Origin of the sequence: Clostridium neonatale (genome assembly GCF_001458595.1) — a bacterium.
Lineage (GTDB): Bacteria > Bacillota > Clostridia > Clostridiales > Clostridiaceae > Clostridium > Clostridium neonatale.
Genome location: NZ_LN890328.1, coordinates 2,106,562 through 2,128,698, shown reverse-complemented (window position 1 = coordinate 2,128,698; position 22,137 = coordinate 2,106,562). Strand labels below are relative to the sequence as shown.

19 protein-coding genes are annotated in these 22,137 nt (G+C 28.6%); 15 read left to right on the top strand and 4 right to left on the bottom strand.

Features of this window, described 5'->3' with window-relative positions; all coding sequences use genetic code 11:
- Positions 1-66: 66 nt before the first annotated feature.
- Complete coding sequence (asnB, locus tag BN2920_RS16525; protein WP_058296080.1) at positions 67-1,911, top strand: asparagine synthase (glutamine-hydrolyzing); 1,845 nt, start codon at positions 67-69, stop codon at positions 1,909-1,911.
- 62 nt (positions 1,912-1,973) lie between these two features.
- Here asnB and BN2920_RS16520 read toward each other — a convergent pair whose 3' ends face one another.
- Positions 1,974-2,276: a hypothetical protein gene (locus tag BN2920_RS16520; RefSeq protein ID WP_058296079.1), complete on the bottom strand. Its 303-nt coding sequence runs from the start codon at positions 2,274-2,276 to the stop codon at positions 1,974-1,976.
- 364 nt (positions 2,277-2,640) lie between these two features.
- Complete coding sequence (locus BN2920_RS16515; protein ID WP_058296078.1) at positions 2,641-5,256, bottom strand: calcium-translocating P-type ATPase, PMCA-type; 2,616 nt, start codon at positions 5,254-5,256, stop codon at positions 2,641-2,643.
- A gap of 256 nt (positions 5,257-5,512) precedes the next feature.
- Here BN2920_RS16515 and BN2920_RS16510 point away from each other — a divergent pair, with 256 nt between their 5' ends.
- From BN2920_RS16510 to BN2920_RS16470, 8 genes are all read left to right on the top strand, one after another.
- Positions 5,513-5,932, top strand: a complete 420-nt coding sequence (locus tag BN2920_RS16510; RefSeq protein WP_058296077.1) for a YaaR family protein — start codon at positions 5,513-5,515, stop codon at positions 5,930-5,932.
- Positions 5,933-6,085: 153 nt separating this feature from the next.
- Positions 6,086-7,102 (top strand): ABC transporter substrate-binding protein, encoded by a 1,017-nt coding sequence (locus BN2920_RS16505; protein ID WP_058296076.1) that lies wholly within the window; start codon positions 6,086-6,088, stop codon positions 7,100-7,102.
- Positions 7,077-7,832, top strand: a complete 756-nt coding sequence (locus BN2920_RS16500) for an ABC transporter permease (protein WP_058296075.1) — start codon at positions 7,077-7,079, stop codon at positions 7,830-7,832. The genes BN2920_RS16505 and BN2920_RS16500 overlap by 26 nt, the downstream gene beginning before the upstream one ends.
- On the top strand, positions 7,832-8,500 hold the full coding sequence (locus BN2920_RS16495) for an ATP-binding cassette domain-containing protein (RefSeq protein ID WP_058296074.1): 669 nt from the start codon (positions 7,832-7,834) through the stop codon (positions 8,498-8,500). Before BN2920_RS16500 ends, BN2920_RS16495 begins: the two co-directional genes overlap by 1 nt.
- A gap of 1,187 nt (positions 8,501-9,687) precedes the next feature.
- A complete protein-coding gene (locus tag BN2920_RS16485) occupies positions 9,688-10,710 on the top strand; it encodes an IS6 family transposase (protein WP_058293044.1) in 1,023 nt (340 codons plus the stop codon).
- 345 nt (positions 10,711-11,055) lie between these two features.
- The gene (locus BN2920_RS16480; protein ID WP_058296072.1) at positions 11,056-12,762 is read left to right on the top strand and encodes an ABC transporter ATP-binding protein; all 1,707 of its coding nucleotides are present in this window, start codon (positions 11,056-11,058) and stop codon (positions 12,760-12,762) included.
- A 197-nt stretch (positions 12,763-12,959) separates the two neighbouring features.
- A complete protein-coding gene (trxA, locus tag BN2920_RS16475; RefSeq protein WP_058296071.1) occupies positions 12,960-13,298 on the top strand; it encodes a thioredoxin in 339 nt (112 codons plus the stop codon).
- A 1-nt stretch (position 13,299) separates the two neighbouring features.
- Positions 13,300-14,163, top strand: coding sequence for an NAD(P)/FAD-dependent oxidoreductase (locus tag BN2920_RS16470; protein WP_058296070.1), 864 nt, complete (start codon positions 13,300-13,302; stop codon positions 14,161-14,163).
- Between the two features lie 76 nt (positions 14,164-14,239).
- Here BN2920_RS16470 and BN2920_RS16465 read toward each other — a convergent pair whose 3' ends face one another.
- Both BN2920_RS16465 and BN2920_RS16460 read right to left on the bottom strand, forming a co-directional pair.
- The gene (locus BN2920_RS16465; protein WP_058296069.1) at positions 14,240-15,268 is read right to left on the bottom strand and encodes a branched-chain amino acid aminotransferase; all 1,029 of its coding nucleotides are present in this window, start codon (positions 15,266-15,268) and stop codon (positions 14,240-14,242) included.
- A gap of 311 nt (positions 15,269-15,579) precedes the next feature.
- A complete protein-coding gene (locus BN2920_RS16460) occupies positions 15,580-17,478 on the bottom strand; it encodes an NAD(+) synthase (protein ID WP_058296068.1) in 1,899 nt (632 codons plus the stop codon).
- Between the two features lie 361 nt (positions 17,479-17,839).
- Here BN2920_RS16460 and BN2920_RS16455 point away from each other — a divergent pair, with 361 nt between their 5' ends.
- The 6 genes from BN2920_RS16455 to BN2920_RS16430 all read left to right on the top strand — a co-directional run bounded on the left by BN2920_RS16455 (position 17,840) and on the right by BN2920_RS16430 (position 22,080).
- Positions 17,840-18,262: an NfeD family protein gene (locus BN2920_RS16455; protein ID WP_058296067.1), complete on the top strand. Its 423-nt coding sequence runs from the start codon at positions 17,840-17,842 to the stop codon at positions 18,260-18,262.
- 12 nt (positions 18,263-18,274) lie between these two features.
- Positions 18,275-19,234 carry an SPFH domain-containing protein gene (locus BN2920_RS16450; protein WP_058296066.1) on the top strand — a complete coding sequence of 320 codons (960 nt, stop codon included), beginning with the start codon at positions 18,275-18,277 and terminating at the stop codon, positions 19,232-19,234.
- Positions 19,235-19,515: 281 nt separating this feature from the next.
- Positions 19,516-20,367, top strand: a complete 852-nt coding sequence (locus BN2920_RS16445) for an amino acid ABC transporter substrate-binding protein (protein ID WP_058296065.1) — start codon at positions 19,516-19,518, stop codon at positions 20,365-20,367.
- Between the two features lie 54 nt (positions 20,368-20,421).
- Entirely contained in the window at positions 20,422-21,063 is a 642-nt protein-coding gene (locus BN2920_RS16440) for an amino acid ABC transporter permease (protein ID WP_058296064.1), read from the top strand.
- Between the two features lie 15 nt (positions 21,064-21,078).
- On the top strand, positions 21,079-21,762 hold the full coding sequence (locus BN2920_RS16435; protein ID WP_058296063.1) for an amino acid ABC transporter ATP-binding protein: 684 nt from the start codon (positions 21,079-21,081) through the stop codon (positions 21,760-21,762).
- 150 nt (positions 21,763-21,912) lie between these two features.
- The gene (locus BN2920_RS16430; RefSeq protein ID WP_058296062.1) at positions 21,913-22,080 is read left to right on the top strand and encodes a zinc-ribbon domain-containing protein; all 168 of its coding nucleotides are present in this window, start codon (positions 21,913-21,915) and stop codon (positions 22,078-22,080) included.
- Positions 22,081-22,137 lie beyond the last annotated feature (57 nt).

The following is a 22,137-nucleotide window of genomic DNA, read 5'->3' as shown; positions in this document are numbered from 1 at the left end:
TAATTCTGCACAACATATATATAGTATCATATTTTAATAATATGAATTTATATAGAGGTGAAGTTTATGTGTGGTATTGCTGGATTAATTAATTTTAAGGCAAACATAGTAGAAAATATAAATATACTAAAAAAAATGGTGAAAACTTTAGAGCGAAGAGGTCCAGATACTGAGGGATTTTATATCTCAAATAATGTTTTACTTGGACATAGAAGATTAATAGTTGTAGATCCAGAAGGTGGAATTCAGCCTATGACTAAAACTATAGAGGGTAAAAAATTCACAATAGTTTATAATGGAGAATTATATAATACTGAAGATTTAAGAAAAGATCTTATAAAAGAAGGATTTACATTTAACTCATATTCAGATACAGAAGTTTTGCTTACTGCATATATTGCTTATGGAAAGGATTGTGTTAATAAACTCATAGGAATATTTGCTTTTGCAGTTTTTGATGAAGCTAAACAAGAAGTTTTCTTGGTTAGAGATCAGATGGGAGTAAAACCATTATTTTATGCAATTTGCAATAATACTTTAGTTTTTGGGTCAGAAATAAAAACCATATTAGCTTATCCGAATATAAAGAGAGAAGTAAATATTGAAGGCTTAACAGAAATATTTGCACTTGGCCCTGCAACAATTCCAGGAAGTGCTGTATATAAGGATATAAAAGAAGTAGCTCCAGCAAACTGTGTTCTAGTTGATAGAAACAATAATATTAAAGTATGGGAATATTGGACTGTCAAAGCTGAGGAATTTAAAGAAAATGCGGAAGAAGCAATTGAGCATACAAGACAATTATTAATAGATGCTATACAAAGACAATTAGTTGGCGATGTACCTCTTTGTACCTTTTTATCAGGGGGGCTTGATTCATCAGCAATAAGTGCTATAGCAGCTAATAGTTTTAAAGAAAAAGGTAAAAAGCTCACAACTTATTCTATAGATTATGAAGACAATGATAAATATTTTAAATCATCATTATTTCAGCCAACATCAGATGAATTTTATGCAGAGGAAATGGCTAAGTTTATAAATAGTGATCACAAAAAAGTTGTTTTAAATCATAAAGATTTGGCATTTGCTTTAAGAGATGCAGTACGTGCAAGAGATCTGCCTGGCATGGCTGACATTGATTCATCATTACTTTTATTTTGCAAAGAAATACGTAACGATTTCGTTGTTGGACTTTCAGGAGAATGTGCTGATGAAATATTTGGTGGATATCCATGGTTTACTAGAGATGAAATGTTTTATTTAGATACATTTCCTTGGTCTAGATTTGTTAATAGCAGAAAAGAAATAGTAAGTAAGAAATTAAAAGAAATGCCTATTGATGAAATGGTAAAAGCACAATACGATAAATCTTTAAGTGAGGTACCTCATTTAGATAATGAGACTAAAAAAGATTATAGACTCAAAGAAGTGTCATATTTAAATTTAAAATGGTTTATGGTAAATCTTTTAAATCGTAAAGACAGGGTAAGTATGTATAACAGCTTAGAAGTACGAGTTCCTTTTGCAGATATAAGATTAGTAAATTATACTTTTAATATGCCACATGATATTAAGCTTTATAAAGGTAGAGAAAAAGGACTTTTAAGAGCAGCACTTGAAGGAATACTTCCAGAAGATATTATATATAGAAAGAAGAGTCCATATCCTAAAACTCATAATCCAATATATACAGATATAGTATGCAAAATGATGACTGAGATATTAGATAAAAAATCTTCCCCAATTCATGAAATTATTGATGAAGAGGTAATAAGAGAAATTATAAGAACAAAGGGAGAAAGTTATAAATCACCATGGTATGGTCAATTAATGACAGGACCTCAATTAATTGCTTATTTAGTTCAAATGAATATATGGCTTGAAGAATATAATATAAATATTTTATTATAATAAGTTAGTTAAAAAGATTAAAGACCATCCTAAATATAGTGATGGTCTTTAATCTTTAGAATTTATTCATATTTGAATTTTATAGAGATTTCTTTAATTTCTCCCTTAGAATTTTTTCTAATTGAGAATTGCTTAATATCTTTAAAATCATTATCTAGCTGATAACTTAGTTCATTAATTGTAGCTTTAGCTTTCTTTGTTAAATCACCATCTTCAACTACTGTGAATCTTGATTTTCTACTAGTTATTTCTTCATTTTTATTATCTAAGATTACGTAGTATTCAGGTGCTTCTTCAATAACAATATATTCTTTATTTAAAGTTAATGTTGAACAAAGAGTATCATCTATACATTTTACGATCATCCCAATCCCTCCTAAAAAATAATTTTGTATAAATAAATTTTAGTACAAACCTTTACATAATTCAATAAAGATTGCCAAGGAAAAGCAATCTTTATAAATAGTTATAAAAAACATAGAAAAAAATAGTATAAATTTATAGAACTTATACTGTGCTTAAAGTTGAAATTATAGAACTTAGATTTTTATTTTATAGTTATTTCTAAAATCTTATACTGTATGTATGGGAACATGTGTAGATTAGATAATAGAAAGAATAATAAAATATATGAGTCAAAAAGATATAAATGTTAAAGTTATAGAGAAGGTCATATAATCAAAAAAGAAACTGCTTCAAAAATTATAGTTTAAAACAGCTTCTTTAAATTTATTTATTTGAATATTTAAATACCTTAAATAGTTCATTAAGTACAAAAGGAATAAGTGAAATGCCAATGCACAAAGCCCAGTCTCTTAAAGTCAAAGTATATGCACTAAAGACTGAAGATAAAAATGGAATGGTTATTATTAATAATTGTATTAGAATTCCAAGCAAAATGGAATAAAGTAAGTATTTATTTGTAAAGATTCCAACTTTAAATAACGACTTTTCTTTGTTTCTCATTGATAAAGAAAAGAATAATTGTGAAAAACTTAAAACAACAAATGATAATGTTTGAGCATGCATTAGAGAATTTGAATATAAATGTTCTCCAAGATTAAATGCAATTAGAGTTAATACTCCTATTATGATACCATTGATTATTGCGTAAGTGCCCATATGATTTGCAAAAAGCGATTCTTTTGGATTTCTTGGTTTTTGATCCATTACGCTAGGATCTCTAGGATCGACTCCTAATGATAATGCAGGAAAACTGTCAGTTATTAAATTTACCCATAAAATATGAATAGGCAGAAGTGGTGCATTCATGTTAAATAAAATAGCTATAAATAAAGCAACAATTTCTCCAAGGTTGCATGATAAAAGAAAAATTATAGACTTTCTTATGTTGGTATAAATATTTCGTCCTTCTTCAACAGCGTTAACAATTGTCGTGAAATTATCATCAGTTAAAATCATATCAGCAGCACTTTTGGCAACGTCAGTACCTGTTATGCCCATAGCAACACCAATATCAGCAGCTTTTAAAGAAGGTGCATCATTTACTCCATCACCAGTCATTGAAACAATATTACCATTTGCTTTATGAGCTTTAACAATTTTAACTTTGTTTTCAGGTGATACTCTTGCAAAAACCTTATATTTACTTACAACTTTTTTAAAATCCTCATCACTGTATTTATCTATTTCAAATCCAGACATACATTCATCTATTTTATCTGCTATGCCAAGCTCATGCGCAATGGCAAATGCAGTGTTCTTATGATCACCTGTTATCATTACAGGAGTTATACCTGCCTTTTTACATAGTTCTATTGATGGTTTCACTTCTTCACGTGGAGGGTCTATCATACCCATAAATCCAACAAAAATTAAATCATTTTCAAGAGAATCTAATTTAACATCCATAGTATCAATTATTTTAAAACCTAGAGCTAGAACTCTTAAAGCTTCATCAGACATTAAGTTTGATTGATCGAGTATATATTTCTTTTTATCTTCAGAAAGGTCCACTATTTCATTATTAATTAAAATTTTAGTAGATATTTTAAGTAAATTATCTATAGCACCTTTAGTAAATACTTTAAATTTATTATCATATTTATTTACTGTTGTCATGAGCTTTCTATCTGAATCAAAAGGAATTTCATCAACTCTTTGATGAGCGGAATTAAGATCTTCACCGTATAAATTAAATTTAAGCCCAGCATCTATTAAAGCTATTTCTGTTGGATCACCAGCTTTTTTTCCATCTTTTATTGTAGCATCACTGCAAAGAATCATCCCTTCAAATAGTGTTTTAGTATCTTCATTATTTAAATCACATTTATCTATTTGAATTAAAGAATCATTTATAAAACATTTTTTTACTGTCATTAAATTTAAAGTTAAAGTACCTGTTTTATCTGAGCAAATTATATTTACAGAACCTAAGGTCTCTACAGCAGGAAGTTTTTTTACTATAGAATTTTGTTTTATCATTCTTTGAACACCAAGTGCTAGTACGATAGCAACAATAGCTGGAAGGCCTTCTGGAATAGCAGCAACAGCTAAACTAATTGAGGTTAATAGCATTTCAAATAAATCTCTTCCTTGAAACATTGAAATTATAAAAATTATTACACATATAATAACAGCACCAATTCCTAAAGTTTTACCAAGAGAGGCAAGTCTTTTTTGAAGAGGTGTTGTATTATCTTCTTCTTTATCAAGCATATCTGCAATTTTACCTATTTCTGTATTCATTGCTGTACCAACAACAATGCCACTTCCACGTCCATAAGTAACTAAAGTTGACATGAAGCACATGTTAGACTGATCTCCAATTGGAACATTGTCAGTAGCACCTATAATATCAGAGTTTTTTTCAGCAGGTACTGATTCACCAGTAAAAGCTGATTCATCTACTTTTAAGTTAGCGCTTTCAATTAATCTTAAATCAGCAGGAAGATAGCGGCCAGCATCTAAAATAACAATGTCTCCAGGAACGACTTCTTCAGATGGAATCTCTTGAACTGTTCCATCTCTTTTTACTATTGCTTTAGGTGTTGACAATTTTTTCAATGCCTCTAATGATTTTTCTGCTTTAAATTCTTGAACAACACCTATTACTGCATTTATTAAAATAACGATAAGAATAATAACAGAATCACTATATTCTTTCATAAAAGCAGAAATAATAGCTGCAATAATAAGTATATAAATCATTACATCATTAATTTGAGAAAAAAATAATTGAAGAATACTTTTTTGTGTAGAGGATTTTAACTTATTTTCACCATACTTTTCAAGTCTTTTTTTTGCCTCTACCGTTGATAAACCAGAAGTTAAATTACTGTCTAATTCTTTTGAGATATCATCGACAGATTTATTAAACCACATATTTTCATACCTCCAATAAAATATTATTATACATACTATATATATTAGAAAAAATATAAAAATATATACATGGGAAATAATGAGTTTATAGACTGTTAATAAGATAATGTAAAATAAAGAAATATGTTAAGAAAAAATAATTTGTAAAATAGCTTACTTAGTAAGTTTATATTATCAATTACATTACATAATTTAAGTAGAGAATAATGCTATTTTTTGATATAATTTAAGGTAGAATGAGAAAGGATTGATTGCAATGGAAATTGGTAGAGTAAGAAGAGGATCTGTTACTCCGGAAAGAAAATCTGTTTCAGAAAAGAAAGATTTTTCACAAAGCTTTAATAAGGAAAGACAACGTAAATCTGAAGAACAATTAAAAAAGCTAGTTGATGATATAAAAAAGAGAGGAAACAAGCTTATACTGACTAAGACATATGTAGATGTAGTTATGTATAAAAAAATGATAAAAGAGTACTTAGAATCTGTATTAAAATATATGTATGAAACAAAAAAAGATATAAGTTTTTGGCAGACGCAATATTTTGTAACAGTGGATACTGTTGATGGCAAGCTTGAAGAATTAACACAAGCTGTATTAGGTGATCAAAAAGAAAATATAAACATTGCAGCAACCATAGATGAAATACAAGGCATGATTGTTGATATGTATAGATAAGTCATAAATTCATAATTAAAGATGCATGCCCTTTAGATTACCTATAGGGGAGATGTATAATTGAGATAAAAACTAATATTTATATATATTTTTAATTTTGAATTAAGGAATATGTATTTAAAAATTGTGAATTTAAGAAAGCAGGTATATAAAATGAAAAAAAATATATGTTTAGTTTTAACAATGATTTTAGCATTATTTACTTTTATAGGGTGTGGAAATAGTACAAGCATTAATAATGATAATACTCAGTCAAAGGTGGAAGAAGCATCAGAACCTAAAAATATAACATTTGCAGTACCAGATGGATTACCAGCAATAGGAATTGCAAAGATGATAAGGGAAAAACCAGAAATAGTTAAAGGATACGATGTCACATATACAATAGAACAAAGTTCAGAAAGTTTAGCTACTAATGTAATGAAAGGCGAGCCAGATGTGGCTATAGTGCCATCAAATCTTGCTGCAACAGCCTATAATAAAACAAATGGAGAGTATAAGATAGCAGGTACTACTGGATGGGGATCTTTTTATTTAGGCTCAACTAATCCTGAAGCAACTTTAGAAAATCTAAAAGGTAAGGAAGTTTATAACATAGGAAAAGGCTTAACACCAGACATAACTGCAAGAGCAATTCTTAAAGATAAAGGAATTGATGTAGATAATGATATTAATTTTAGTTACGTTGATGGAGTAAGTGAACTTGCACCTATTATTTTGGCAGGAAAAGCAGAATATGCGGTAATACCAGAACCAGCCTTATCAACAGTTCAAACTAAGAATGAAAACTTTAAAGTTATTTTAGATTTAAATGAAGAATGGAAAAGTATAAATAATTCAGAATATGGGTATCCTCAGGCTACTGTTATAGTAAAAAAAGATTTAATAGATAATGACAATGAATTTGTAAAAGCACTTTTAAATAAGATAAATGAAAGTACAGAATTTGTATATAAGGATAAAGATACATTAGGATCTTATTGTGAAGAAATTGGAGTTTCTGCAAAGAAGCCTATTATAGTTAAAGCTATAGACAGATCAAATATTAAATATGTATCAATAAAAGATAGCTATAAAGAATATGAAACATATTTTGAAAAATTAAATGAATTTGATCCTAAAACTATAGGAGGCAAAGTGCCAGATGAAGCAATTTTCATGGAAAAATAAGATATATAATTTATTATCATGTATAATATTTATATTGATATGGGAATTTATTGCTACATCAATTAATAACGAGATTTATTTACCTAAGATTGAAAGTATATTGAGTTCTACTAAAGAAATAGTTTCAGATAAAGAATTTATAAGAATTATATTAAGTACATTTTATAGAACTGTGTTAAGCTATTTAATAGCGTTAGTTCTAGCAGTAATATTCGGGGTATTGTCATATGCAAGCCCCTTATTTTATTATTTATTAAATCCTATAAATTCATTTTTTAAAACTATACCTACATTAGTTTTAATAGTACTTGCACTTGTTTGGTTTGATAAAGATAAAGCACCATATATAGTTGGATTTGCTATTGTTCTGCCTATACTTTATGAGGGAATAAGAAATAGTTTTAAAGAGATAGACAAAAATATTATAGAAATGACTAAAATTTATGAAGTGAGTTTTATAGATAAATTAAAAAAGATATATTTGCCTAAGATTAAATTTTATCTTATGAGTATATTTGTATCTACATTTTCTCTAGCATTTAAAGTTGTTATTGCTGGTGAGGTACATGGACAGCCAAAGTATGGAATGGGATCACAAATACAAATAGAAAAGGTTAATTTTAATACAAGCGGAATATTTGCATGGATTATTATAATAGTTTTAATATCTTTGATTTTTGAATTAATAAATTCAATATTAAGAAAAAGAGTGTATAGGTGGAAAAGATAGTGAAGATAAGTGTTAATAATTTAAATAAAAGTTTTGGAAACAAGATTGTCTTTAAAGATTTTAATCTCGATCTTAATGATGAAAAAATAAATTGCATAGTCGGACAGTCTGGTTGCGGAAAGAGTACCTTTTTAAATATCATAAGTGGATTGACAGATATAGATGGTGGAGAAGTAGTGGGAATTAATAATGGTGATATAAGTTATGTCTTTCAGGAAGATAGATTAATAGAATATCTTACTATATATGAAAACTTAGAGTTAACACTAAAATCCTATTATAAAAAACATGAGCTAAAAGACCAGATAGATGAATTATTAAATTTACTTGGACTCGAGGAAGTGAAAAACAAATATCCGAGTGCACTTAGTGGAGGCATGAAACAAAGAGTAAATATAGCAAGGGCTTTTGGAAAACCATCAAAAATAATTTTGATGGATGAAGCATTTAAATCTTTAGACTATAAATTAAAATATATAATAATTGATGAATTTAAAAATATACTAAAGAACAGAAAAAGGATGGTCATTGTAGTTACTCATGATTTAGATGAGGCTATATATTTCCAAGGAAATATATTTGTATTTGGTGGAGAACCTGCTCTAGTAAAGGGGAAATTTGATGCAAATATTATTGGAAATAAAGAAAATATTATAAATTTAATGTAATATAAGAAGCTTAGGTTGCAGAAAATAAATAAAGGACGTAGAATCAAAGTTTAGTGGATAACAACCGAAATAAAGCATTTATGTTGGCTCGCTTGCTACAAAAATGAAGCTAAAAATTTAACCATCAATGATTGTGCCCAAAAATGTTTGCTCCAAAAAGCAAGTTTTTAGACAAACAATTTTGGAACAATCATTGATGAAAAATTTTAAAGCTTCATTTTTCAATGCAAGACACCGCCAACATAAATGCTTTATTTCTTTGTTCCATATAAACTCTGAGTATCCAGATATATTTTTATAAATATATGAATTTAAATTCTTACAAATGTGCACTTATAAGAAGAGCAGCTATGCTGCAATTCGGATCTTTGCTTATTTATTGGTGGATACCGGTGTTTTATAAGTAGCTTCCTAAATTATTACAAGTGATTGAAAACTATATTTTTAGACTTGTAATATTCCTAAAAACATAAATTATAACTAAAAAAAGTTAGACATCTATGATTTTAGAGCAAAACAAAGAAATTCAATATATGATAGGCGTAGTATCGCATTAAGAAATTTAAGCTTTTAACTTCTTAGATATAGGCTGTTCCAAAATTATTTGTCCAAAACTTGTTTTTGGAGCAAATGGTTTTGGGCACAGCCTCTGCCTTTAGAAGTTTTAGCTAAAATTTTTATACAATCAAGCATATCATATATTGAATTTCGGTGTTATCCACTAAACTTTGATATTACGTAATATATTTATTTCACGTTCAATAGTATTTTGATTTTAAATGTAAAATTTAAATAAAAGTAAGTGATTTTATATATTTAAATATATTTTTATACCAACCAGGCTAAGAAAGAAAAAGCTAAGCATAAAAGTTGCTGTACTCAATATTTTTCTTTTTGAATTTAATAGTTTTATCCCAATATATACTTGAAAAAGTCCAATGAATATAAATAAAAAAGAAAATATATTAGTTGTGTCTGAACTACTACTAAGTATTAAATTAGAAAATAAAAATAATAAAATAAATGAAAAAATAATATTTATTATGTTTAAATGTTTAATCATACATACACCACCTTATTTAAGAATTCGTTCTGTTAAGTTATATGAACATTGCTCTTCTCAACACTAGAAAATATAATAAGTTTGACTAGAACCAATTATCCCCCTAGAAAAGGAGAGAAGAACAATGAACAAAACTAAAGTAAAATGTCCTCGCTGTCACTCTGACCAACTATATAAGTTTGGTTTGGATAAGCAGGCTAACCAAAAATATCAATGTAAGAACTGCAAACGCCAATTCGCTCCTGACTCTGTCAGCATGCCGAAGAAATCAAAATACCCCACGTGTCCTAAATGTGGTAAATCTACATTCTTACATCATTCTTATAAGCACTATAATCGATATAAATGTGGCAATAAAAAATGTAATCATGTAATTGTACATCATCATAATTTAAATATTGATGATGCATCTAGTGAAAAGCTAACCGGCTCCCTTTCTATGAAAGGAATGCGCTTTCCGTTACATATTATTCTTACAGCATTGACATTATATTTCTTAAATAATACATCAACACGAGCTATTGCACATTTCCTACATACAACAGCAAATATAAAAGTATCCCATGTAACCATAGCGAGTTGGGCTCATAAATTTGCACCATTCTTCAATCTGAAAGCTGATTCCTTTAAAGATCAGTTAAATCTTCAATCTGACGATTGGCACGCTGATGAAACTGTTGTATTTATAAATGGCGAAAAGTATTATCTATGGCTTGCTATAGACTCAGAAACACGCTTCATATTAGCATTTCATCTTACGAAATCACGTAGTGAAGATTCTGCTTTTACTCTAATTAATCAAGCTAAAAAGTTTGGTGAACCTAGTAATTTCATTACTGATAGATTGCCTTCATATAATCAAGCTGTAGCTAAAGTTTTGCCAAATACTAAGCATATTCCTGTAGCACCAATGTCCAGTGATACAAGTAATAATCTTATAGAATCTTTCAATAAAACTTTTAAAGCTTGGTATAAAGCTAAAAAAGGCTTTAATTCATTCGAGAAAGCTAATAACTTAATATCTGTATTTATCTTTCACTATAACTTTATAAGACCTCATGGATCATTAAACAATCATACTCCAGCTGAAGTTGCCGGCTTCGCTAGCGATAGCAAATCTAAACATTCTTGGTTTGTTGCTGCTTAATTTAGTTAATCAATATCTTTGATTAACCTGCAAAAATCCTATTTATTGCAAGCTTGTTTGCCATGCAATAAATTAATCAAACTTATATAATTTTCAAAGAGCGAGTAATTCTACGAAATGTTAAGCTATTTTTTCATAACAACCTAACAGAATCTAAGAATTTAGTATATTATTTAAAAATATCATATGAATTCAATTAATAATAAAATCTATTTAATTTTACTGAAAAAAATATATATGATATTATTAAGTAACTAAAGAATGAAATAATTTAATTTGTATTATAAAGATAGATATTAAATTATATACAAGCTTTAGGAAAAATATACCAAAAGGAGAACTCAAATGATAAAAAAGTTTATATCATTTTATAAGCCTTATAAGATGTTATTTACATTGGATTTATTTGTTGCATTTATAGCTGCATTGTGTGATTTAGTATATCCGATGATGACAAGAGAACTTATAAATGATTCAATACCTAATCAAAATTTAAGAATGATAGTTGTTTTTGCAATATCATTATTGATTATATTTTTAGTAAAAGCAGCGTGTGGATATTTTATGCAATATTGGGGACATGTTGTTGGCGTTAGAATGCAGGGAGATATGAGAAGTAAGATATTTAATCATCTTCAAAAGCTTCCTAATAGTTTTTTTGACAGTAATAAAACTGGTGACATTATGTCGAGAATAATAAATGATCTTATGGATATTTCAGAACTTGCACATCATGGTCCAGAAGATATATTTATTTCAATAATAATGCTTGCAGGGTCATTCATATTTTTAAGTACAATCAATTTACCTTTAACACTTCTTATTTTTGCATTTATTCCTTTAATTGTGTGGTTTACTTTATATCAAAGAAAAAGAATGAATAAAGCATTTTTAAATAGTAAAGTTGAAACTGGTGCAGTAAATGCAAATTTAGAAAATAGTATTTCGGGAATAAAAATATCAAAAGCTTTTGTAAGTCATAAATCAGAACAAAAAAAGTTTGAAGAAGGAAATAATAAATTTATAGTAGCTCGTGAAAAAGCATATAAGGTTATGGCTGAATATTCTTCTGGTGCTAATTTTGGAATTGATATATTAAATTATGTAGGACTTATAGGTGGAGGAATATTTACATTTAAAGGATTTATAAGTGTAGGAGACTTTATGGCATATATGCTTTTTATAAAATCATTTATTGATCCTATTAAGAAGCTTATTAATTTTATGGAACAATATCAAAATGGCATAACTGGTTTTCAAAGATATATGGAAATTATGGATGAAAATAAAGAGAAAGATAAAGCAAATGCAATAAAACTTGATACTGTAGAAGGTGAAATCGAATTTAAAGATGTTAATTTCAGTTACGAAGGGAAAAATGTACTTGAAAATATATCTATAAGAATTAAAAAGGGTGAAATGCTTGCACTAGTTGGTGAATCAGGTGGAGGAAAAACAACATTTTGTAACCTTATACCAAGATTCTATGATGTTGATAGTGGGGATATATTAATAGATGGTAAAAGTATATATGATGTTAAATTAGATTCACTTAGATCAAACATAGGAATTGTACAGCAGGAAGTATTTTTATTTACAGGTACTATACGAGATAATATTCTTTATGGTAAAGAAAATGCTACAGAAGAGGAACTTATAAATGCCGCTAAAATGGCTAATATACATGAATTCATAGAAAGTCTTGAGGATGGATATGACACTTATATAGGGGAAAGAGGAGTTAAACTATCAGGTGGACAAAAACAAAGAATATCTATAGCAAGAGTATTTTTAAAGAATCCGCCAATACTTATTTTAGATGAAGCAACCTCAGCACTTGATAATGTTACTGAAAAGATAATTCAAGAATCATTAGAGAGATTATGTAAAGGTAGAACTACTATTGTTGTTGCGCATAGATTATCTACAATTAAAAATGCTGATGAGATCGTTGTTCTTGGAAAGCAAGGTATTATAGAAAAGGGTTCTCATGAGGAATTAATTGAATTAGGTGGAACTTATAGCAAATTGCATAAAATATCATCATTTTAAATTGTAAAAAAATATGATATAAAATGATTAAAGTATAGAATAGTATTAAAAATAAAAAATTAAAATAGATATGGGATGTCGCAGATTATTTAATGCGCTATCCCATATTTTATTTACTAGATTTATTAATAATTAGAACTAAAAGAGGCATAAATGAATAGTATTATATATAAAGTTTTTATTATGGAGAGGATTATATGATACCTAATATATACGATACAGATTTTATGAAGGAAGTATTAAATGAAGAAAAACTAGTATTAGTAGACTTTTCAGCTATTTGGTGCGGACCATGTAAAATGGTTGCTCCTATTTTAGAAGAAATTGCTTATGAAAATGATAATGTTAAGATAGTAAAAATGGATGTGGATGTAAGTCCGTTTATTTCAAGAAAATATAGGATAAACAGTATACCTAATATAAAATTTTTTAAAAATGGTAGAGTAGTTGATGAAATAATTGGATTTGTTCCTAAAAGACAAATTGAAGAAGTGATAAATAGAAATCTTGAACAATATATAGATGAGGAATTCTAAAATGAATGAAAAATATGATATAGCTATCATAGGGAGTGGACCAGCAGGAATATCAGCAGCACTAAATATAAAAATTAGAAACAAGAAATTTATACTCTTTGGGAGTTCAAATTTAAGCTCTAAATTAGAAAGAGCACCAAAGGTTAATAATTACTTGGGATTTTATAATGTATCGGGAGAAGAGTTAAAGAAAAGATTTCACGAGCATATGAAGCAAATGGATATACAAATAACAGAAGAGAGAATAGACTCTATATATTCTATGGGGGAATGTTTTCTCTTAGCAGTAAATGATAAATATTATGAGGCAAAGACTATAATTTTAGCAACTGGTATTGATTTTAATAAAGAAATTGAAGGAGAAGAAGAGTTTTTAGGTCATGGAGTAGGTTATTGCGCAACATGTGATGCACCATTGTACAAAGGTAGAACAGTATCTATTATATCGTATCATAAAGATGGAGAAAAGGATGCAAACTATGTACAGGAAATAGCAGAAAAAGTTTATTATATACCTATGTACAAAGGAAAATATAAATTAAAAGAAGGAATAGAGGTTGTAATAGATAGGCCTACAAAAATAGAAGGAACAGAAGTGGTAAAAAAACTTACAATGCAAAATAGAGTTATATTTACCGATGGAGTATTTTTATTAAGAGAAAGCTTATCACCTAAACAACTTGTGCCAGGATTGGAAATTGAAAATAATCATATAATTGCAAACAGGAAGATGGAAACTAATATACCTGGGTGTTTTGCTGCTGGTGATTGTATTGGAGCACCATATCAATATATTAAGGCTGCTGGGGAAGGGAATATCGCGGCTTTAAGTGCTGTTTCATATTTAGATGAAACTTATATTTAATAATAAATATAAAGAAACGTATTTAAAAGACTGCATTGAATTTATTTTTCAATGCAGTCCTTTATAGTTATAAAAATTATTTAACTTCGTATATCCATCCTTCAGGAGCTTCAACATCACCCATTTGAATTCCATAAAGAATATCATATAATTTCTTTATTGTAGGTCCAACTTCAGTTTCACTATGGAAAACATATCTCTTGTTTTTATAGTCTATAGCACCGATAGGTGTAATAACAGCAGCAGTACCACAAGCACCAGCTTCAGCAAATTCATCTAATTTATCTACAAAAACATCTCTTTCATATACTGGCATTTTTAAATAATGTTCAGCTATGTATAATAAAGAATATTTTGTGATACTTGGTAATATAGAAGATGATGCAGGAGTTACGAATTCTCCATTTTTAGTTATACCTATAAAGTTAGCAGCACCAACTTCATCAATTTTTGTATGAGTTGCAGGATCTAAGTATATGCAATCTGCATATCCAGCTTCAGCAGCTTTTTTATGAGCTTGTAATGAAGCTGCGTAATTTCCGCCAACCTTTTGCTTACCAGTACCATGAGGTGCAGCCCTGTCAAATTCATCTTGAACTACAAAGTTACAAGGCTTTAATCCACCTGAGAAATAAGGTCCTACTGGCATGCAGAAAACTGTGAAGATATATTCAGATGCTGGTTTTACACCTATATTATCCCCAACACCCATAAGTACAGGTCTTATATATAAAGTTGCTCCAGTTCCATATGGAGGAACCCATTCTTTATTAGCTTTTACTACTTGCATACAAGCATCTATAAATTTTTCTACAGGAACATGTGGCATAAGAAGCTTGTCACAACTTTCGTTCATACGAGCTGCATTTCTATCAGGTCTGAATAATTGAATTTTACCTTCTTTAGTAGTATAAGCTTTTAAACCTTCAAAGCAGCTTTGCCCATAATGTAAAACTGTAGAAGCTTCACTCATACGAAGCATATTGTCTTCTGTAAGTTTACCATCATCCCATTTTCCGTCTTTCCAAATTGAAACATAACGATAATCAGTTTTAATATAATCAAATCCTAGTTTGCTCCAATCGATATCAACTTTTTTCCCCATGTTAGTTTGTTGCTAAAAATATGCACTTTTATAAGGCGAATTTTCAAATTAAAAACAAAGATGTCTTATAACGCGTGATAAGTTTTGGCAACAATTCACCTCCCTTTATTATATAGGCTTATCGCCATTTTTTATTTAATAGAATCATTTTATCACTATTTAAAGAAAAATTCCACAAAACAATATAAAAATATTAATTGAAGGAAAGAAATGATAAAATATTACTTCTAAATATGCCGATTATATATTAAATTAATATATAATCGGCATATTTGTTATCATAATAATAAAAAGTTGAAAGGTGAGGCCTACTATTTCCAAGGCTCTGCATCTGAAGGCATTCTGAAATCTCCTCTTGGACTTAATGAAATACTACCAACCTTAGGACCGTCAGGAAGAGCACTTCTTTTAAATTGTTGTGTGAAGAATCTATACATAAATTTATCTAACCATTTTTGAATTTCTTCTTCACTATAATCATCTTTAAATGCATGATTAGCTAAGAAGAAAATTCTATCTTTTGTTGAGCCATGCTTTATAAAGTGATACAAGAAGAAATCATGAAGTTCATATGGACCTACAATGTCTTCGGTTTTTTGAGTTATCTCTCCAGTCGAATCTTTTGGTAATAATTCAGGGCTAACTGGTGTATCTAAAATATCCATAAGGGTTTCGCTTACAACATTATTAGATTCATTTTGAGCCACATATTTTACTAAATATCTTACAAGAGTTTTTGGAATTGATGGATTAACAGAGTACATTGACATATGATCACCATTATATGTACACCATCCAAGTGCAAGCTCTGATAAATCACCTGTACCAATTAACAATCCACCTTCTTTATTAGCGATATCCATTAATATTTGGGTTCTTTCTCTTGCTTGAACATTTTCATATGTTACATCATGTATGTCTTTATCATGACCAATATCTTCAAAGTGTTGAAGAGCTGCTTTTACTATGTTTATTTCTCTTAAGTCTGTGCCTAATTCGTTGCATAATTCAATTGCATTATTATATGTTCTATCAGTTGTTCCGAATCCAGGCATTGTGATTGTAACTATATTCTTTTTATCTAACTTAAGAAGTTCAAATGTTTTAACAATAACAAGAAGAGCTAAAGTAGAGTCAAGTCCACCTGAAATTCCAACAACAGCTTTCTTGCATCTAGTATGTTCTAATCTTTTGGCTAAAGAAGCAGCTTGAATATTAAATATTTCTTTGCATCTTACATCACATTCCTGTTCAGATGAAGGAACAAAAGGATGCTTATCAATAAATCTATCAAAATTATAAATGGATATATCATCAAATTCAAATTTAATAAAATTAGGGCTTAATGATAAATTTTTAGTTGCATCTCTAAAACTTAGATTTTTCATTCTTTCAGATTTTAATTTGAATACATCTATATAAGAATAGATAACTTCATTTTCTCTTTGGAAGCGTTTATTTTCTTTTAATAATGAACCATTTTCGCTTATTAATAAATGACCGCTGAATAACACATCTGTTGTGGATTCATGAACACCAGCAGATGAGTAAATATAGCTGCACATACAACGTGCACTTTGATTGGAAATTAGACTTTTCCTATAGTCAGCTTTGCTTACCAGTTCATTAGAAGCAGAAAGGTTACCTATTATATGAGCACCCATTAGTGACAAATATGAACTTGGTGGAATAGTTACCCAAAGATCTTCACAAATCTCTATACCAAAGTTTGCAATTTGTGATGAAAAAATTAAATCTGTTCCAAATGGAACATTTTTCTGAAAAGGTAAATCTACAGTCGCATTTTTAATATCTAATCCTTCACTAAACCAACGTTTCTCGTAGAATTCACTATAATTTGGAATATATGATTTGGGAACTATTCCAAGGACAGATCCTTTATAGAATACAAAAGCAACATTATATAATATGCTATTATGTAAGAAAGGAGAGCCAACAGTTATTAAAATATCTGTATTTTTTGTTTCGTTTAATATTGTCTTTATAGCTTCTAATGATTTTTCTATTAAATATCCCTGTAAAAATAAATCGCCACAAGTATATGATGTTATACAAAGTTCAGGAAATACTAAGAATTTGCATTTTTCATTTTCAGCATTTTGTATGCAGTCTAAGATTTTTGATATATTATAATTAATATCAGATACTCTAGTTGTAGGACACGCAGCACCTACTTTAATAAAATCCATGAAATCACTCCTTGTTAAATATATTAAAAGATAAATTATATATTATAGTAAGTGGATTTTTATATAAATTTATTCTTTAATTTATACAATTATTTTAAACTCTAATAGTGCTTATGGCAATAATGGAAAACCTCTCATGAAATATATTAATTTAAAAATGAATAGAACTAAATAAATAGTATTAAATACATTATAAAACAATAATAAATAACTTGAAAAGAAAGTGGTGATACTGTATAATGAGAATATAAAGAAAGTACTTCTTTAATATTGAACATTAAAAAAATCTTAAAGCAGACTTTGAAAAGTATACTAAGAATAGAAAGATTGATATAATATATAGTATAAAGGAGGGATATAAATGGGATGGGTAATAGTTTGGTTGATTATAGCAATAGTAGCAGGAGCAATTGATGTTTTAACTAGTAATTTTTTCTTTGTGCTATTTTCGATTGGATCAATAGTAGCCGCTATATGCGCGGGGCTTGGAGTTCCGTTTTTATATCAAATAATAGTTTTTTCTATTATAAGTTTGATAGCTATGATTTTTGGATATCCGTGGTTAAAGAAAAAGTATAAAATGATGCATAAAAGAATACCATTAATGGAAGAAACATATATAGGAAAGATTCTTATAGCTGAAAAAGACATAGAAACTAAAGCTCAAATTAAGGTTGGAGGAGAGTATTGGACCGCTGTAAATGAAGGTGAAAAGATTACTAAAAACGAAAAATTTGAGATAACAGGTATTGATGGAATAAAATTAAAAATAAAAAGAATTTAGGAGGCTTATTTTATGTTATTAATGATAATTTTTGGAATTATACTATTACTTTTATTAATAGTAATAGTATCCTCAATTAAAATTGTTAACACAGGGTACTTATGTGTTGTAGAAAGGTTTGGTCAATTTGATAGAATATTAGAACCAGGATGGCATGTTATAATTCCATTCGTAGATTTTGTTAGAAGAAAAGTTTCAACAAAACAACAAATATTAGATGTACCACCACAATCAGTTATTACTAAAGATAATGTTAGAATATCTGTTGATAATGTTATATTTTTTAAATTATTAAATGCTAGAGATGCTGTATATAATATAGAAGATTATAAATCAGGTATTGTATATTCTGCTACAACTAATATAAGAAATTTAATCGGTAATATGAGCTTAGATGAAGTTTTATCAGGTAGAGATAAAATCAATTCAGACTTATTAAATATTATTGATGAAGTCACAGATGCTTACGGAATAAAGATATTATCAGTAGAAATAAAAAATATAGTTCCACCACAAGAAATTCAAGAAGCTATGGAAAAACAAATGAAAGCAGAAAGAGATAAAAGAGCTATGATTCTTCAAGCAGAAGGACAAAGACAATCTCAAATTGAAAAAGCTGAAGGGGAAAAACAATCACAAATTTTAAGAGCTGAAGCTGAAAAGCAAGCTAATATAAGAAGAGCAGAAGGTTTAAAAGAATCACAATTATTAGAAGCTGAAGGTAAGGCAAAGGCGATTGAACAAATATCTATTGCAGAAGCAGAAGCAATTAGAAAAGTAAACAAGGCAATTATTGATTCTGGAACAGATGAGAGAGTTATAGCATTAAAGCAGGTGGAAGCTCTTAAGGAAATGGCATTAAATCCAGCTAATAAGCTTATTCTTCCAAATGAAACTTTATCATCACTTGGAAATATAGCTGCAATTGCAGATACATTAAAGGATACATTAAAGTCAGAAAAATCAGAATAGGTATAAATAGCACCTCGAATCATTATGATTTGGGGTGCTATTTTTTAGTAAAATATATTGAAAGAAACAAACTTAAAAAATATCATTATTCAAAGTATAAATAGTGATTAATAATTAAATTGTATAAAAATAATTTGAAAGATTTATTTAATTGAAGATGTTGTTAATATAAATAGTAAAAATGCTTGACTGTTTTACTTTAGTGTGTTAAAGTAATGAAAGAGAAAAGCAGTGATTATAGATTCTATTTAAGAATGTTTTAATTTTAGGAGGTAAATATTATGAATGCTAAGAAGTTAATAAAAAAGATAGCTACGTTAGGAATTATAGGAGTTTTGGGGACAAGTTTAATTGCGTGTGGGGGAAGCAGTAGTCAAGCTTCAAGTGAAAGTAGTGGAAAAGAAACAGAAGCAAAAGGAACTATAGAAAAGAAAGAATTAGTTATTGGATTAGATGATACATTTGTCCCAATGGGATTTAAAGATGAGAATGGAGAATTAGTAGGATTTGATGTAGAACTTGCGAAAGCAGTTTGCGAAAAGCTTGGTAAAGAATATAAGTTTCAAGCAATTGACTGGAGCATGAAAGAAACTGAACTTAATAGTGGTAATATAGATTTGATTTGGAATGGTTATTCAATTAGTGATGAAAGAAAAGAAAAAGTTGACTTTTCAAAACCATACTTAGATAATAAGCAAATTATTGTAACTTTAGCCGATTCTAGTATAAATAAAAAGGCAGATTTAGAAGGGAAAAAAGTTGGCGCACAAAATCAATCAACAGCTGTTGATGCTGTTAAAGCTGATGAAAGCAATATAATTGAAAAATTTGATGGTGGAGATCTTGTAACATTTGAGAATAATAATGATGCATTGATGGATTTGGAAGCAGGAAGATTGGATGCAATTGTTGTTGATGAAATATTAGCTAGATATTATATTGAAGCAAGAGGTTCTGAAAAATATAAAATATTAGATGAAAACTTTGGTGATGAACAATACGGAGTTGGAATAAGAAAAGGTGATACAGAATTTGTTGATGCATTTAATAAGGCTTTAGATGAAGTTGTAGCAGACGGAACAGCTGGAGAAATATCAAAAAAATGGTTCGGTGAAGATATTGTTGTTAAATAATAAATTGGTATTATATTTTGTAGCATGAAGATAAATCTTAGGAGGGGTTAGACATTGGAATATATATTTGAATTAATACCACAAGTATTAGAAGGTCTTAAAGTTACATTAGAAGTTTTTGGACTCACATTAATTTTATCTATTCCACTTGGAATATTAATTGCACTTATGAGAACTTCGAAGTCATTAGTTTTAAAGAATATAAGTGGTGCATATGTTCTTGTAATGAGAGGAACTCCTCTTTTGCTGCAAATAATTTTTATATACTTTGGATTATCTATAATAGGAATCAAGTTTGAAAGGTTCCCAGCAGGTATTTTAGCTTTTACACTTAACTATGGAGCATATTTTGGTGAGATATTTAGAGGAGGAATAATATCAATAGATAAAGGTCAGATTGAAGGTGCACAGGTATTAGGATTAAGTACAAAAGATATATTTTTCAGAATAACATTACCACAGGCATTTAAAAGAGTTATTTCTCCAATTACAAATGAAATAACAACTTTAGTGAAGGATACATCGTTGATATATGTTTTAGGACTAGAAGAGATGCTAAAAATAGCAAAGACAGCAGCTAATCGTGATGTTTCATTAATTCCATTTTTAGTAGTTGGAATAGCATATCTAATAGTTATAGCAGTTGTAAGCTTTATTCTTAAAAAAGTAGAACAAAGATATGACTACTATAAATAGGAAAGGAAGAAGAAAATGCTTAAAATAAGTAATGTTAGAAAAACATTTGGGAATGTGGAAGTTTTGAAAGGTATTGATCTTGAAATAAAAAGCGGAGAAATACTTGTTATAGTTGGTGAATCTGGTGGAGGAAAAACTACACTATTAAGATGTGTAAATGCACTTGAATTCTGTGATGAAGGTACTATTGAGATTAACGGAAAAGTATTATGCAAAGATGGAGAATATGTATCTAAGAAAGAACTAAAAGATATAAGAAAAGATATTGGCCTTGTTTTTCAGACATTTAATTTATTTCCTCATATGAGCGTTTTGGAAAATCTTATTGAAGCACCACAAAGAGTTTTTGGTGTTGAAAAGTCAAAAGCAGTTAAAAAAGCAGAAGAAACACTTAAATTTTTAGGGCTGTTAGATAAAAAAAATAATTATCCATTCGAATTGTCAGGGGGGCAAAAACAAAGAGTGGCAATTGGAAGAGCTCTTATGTTAGAACCTAAGATAATGTGTTTTGATGAGCCTACATCAGCACTTGATCCTGGACTCACAGGAGAAGTAGCAAATCTTATAAGAAATTTAGGTACTAATGGAATGAGTATGATGATAATAACTCATGATATGGAATTTGCCAAAAAAGTGTCAGATAGGATAGTTTCTATGGATAATGGAAAACTTAAAGAAGGTTTAATATTTGAGGATTAATTGTAATAAATTTGTTGAAAAATATTTTTTAGTATAGTATAATGAAAACGTAATATAATTCAAGATTTAATCAGTACTACTTACGCCTCTGGTTCAGAGATTGCTCATAGTATCAGGTTATAATCTTTGAAACAAGGAGGATTTTTTATAATGGAAGATAAGACTTTAGTATGCAAAGATTGTGGTAAGGAATTTATATTCACAGTAGGTGAACAAGAATTCTTCAAGGAAAAAGGATTCGATAACGATCCAGTTAGATGCCCAGAATGCAGAAAAGCAAGAAAAGCTCAAAGAAACAACAGAAACTTTGACAGATAGTGAATTTCAGGTCATAAGATTTTTATCTTATGACCTTTTTATTATATAAAACTAGTG

Coding starts and splice junctions, on each gene's coding strand:
- asnB (WP_058296080.1), top strand. CDS start 67: ATGTGTGGTATTGCTGGATTAATTAATTTTAAGGCAAACATAGTAGAA.
- BN2920_RS16520 (WP_058296079.1), bottom strand. CDS start 2,276: ATGATCGTAAAATGTATAGATGATACTCTTTGTTCAACATTAACTTTA.
- BN2920_RS16515 (WP_058296078.1), bottom strand. CDS start 5,256: ATGTGGTTTAATAAATCTGTCGATGATATCTCAAAAGAATTAGACAGT.
- BN2920_RS16510 (WP_058296077.1), top strand. CDS start 5,513: ATGGAAATTGGTAGAGTAAGAAGAGGATCTGTTACTCCGGAAAGAAAA.
- BN2920_RS16505 (WP_058296076.1), top strand. CDS start 6,086: ATGAAAAAAAATATATGTTTAGTTTTAACAATGATTTTAGCATTATTT.
- BN2920_RS16500 (WP_058296075.1), top strand. CDS start 7,077: ATGAAGCAATTTTCATGGAAAAATAAGATATATAATTTATTATCATGT.
- BN2920_RS16485 (WP_058293044.1), top strand. CDS start 9,688: ATGAACAAAACTAAAGTAAAATGTCCTCGCTGTCACTCTGACCAACTA.
- BN2920_RS16480 (WP_058296072.1), top strand. CDS start 11,056: ATGATAAAAAAGTTTATATCATTTTATAAGCCTTATAAGATGTTATTT.
- trxA (WP_058296071.1), top strand. CDS start 12,960: ATGATACCTAATATATACGATACAGATTTTATGAAGGAAGTATTAAAT.
- BN2920_RS16470 (WP_058296070.1), top strand. CDS start 13,300: ATGAATGAAAAATATGATATAGCTATCATAGGGAGTGGACCAGCAGGA.
- BN2920_RS16465 (WP_058296069.1), bottom strand. CDS start 15,268: ATGGGGAAAAAAGTTGATATCGATTGGAGCAAACTAGGATTTGATTAT.
- BN2920_RS16460 (WP_058296068.1), bottom strand. CDS start 17,478: ATGGATTTTATTAAAGTAGGTGCTGCGTGTCCTACAACTAGAGTATCT.
- BN2920_RS16455 (WP_058296067.1), top strand. CDS start 17,840: ATGGGATGGGTAATAGTTTGGTTGATTATAGCAATAGTAGCAGGAGCA.
- BN2920_RS16450 (WP_058296066.1), top strand. CDS start 18,275: ATGTTATTAATGATAATTTTTGGAATTATACTATTACTTTTATTAATA.
- BN2920_RS16445 (WP_058296065.1), top strand. CDS start 19,516: ATGAATGCTAAGAAGTTAATAAAAAAGATAGCTACGTTAGGAATTATA.
- BN2920_RS16435 (WP_058296063.1), top strand. CDS start 21,079: ATGCTTAAAATAAGTAATGTTAGAAAAACATTTGGGAATGTGGAAGTT.
- BN2920_RS16430 (WP_058296062.1), top strand. CDS start 21,913: ATGGAAGATAAGACTTTAGTATGCAAAGATTGTGGTAAGGAATTTATA.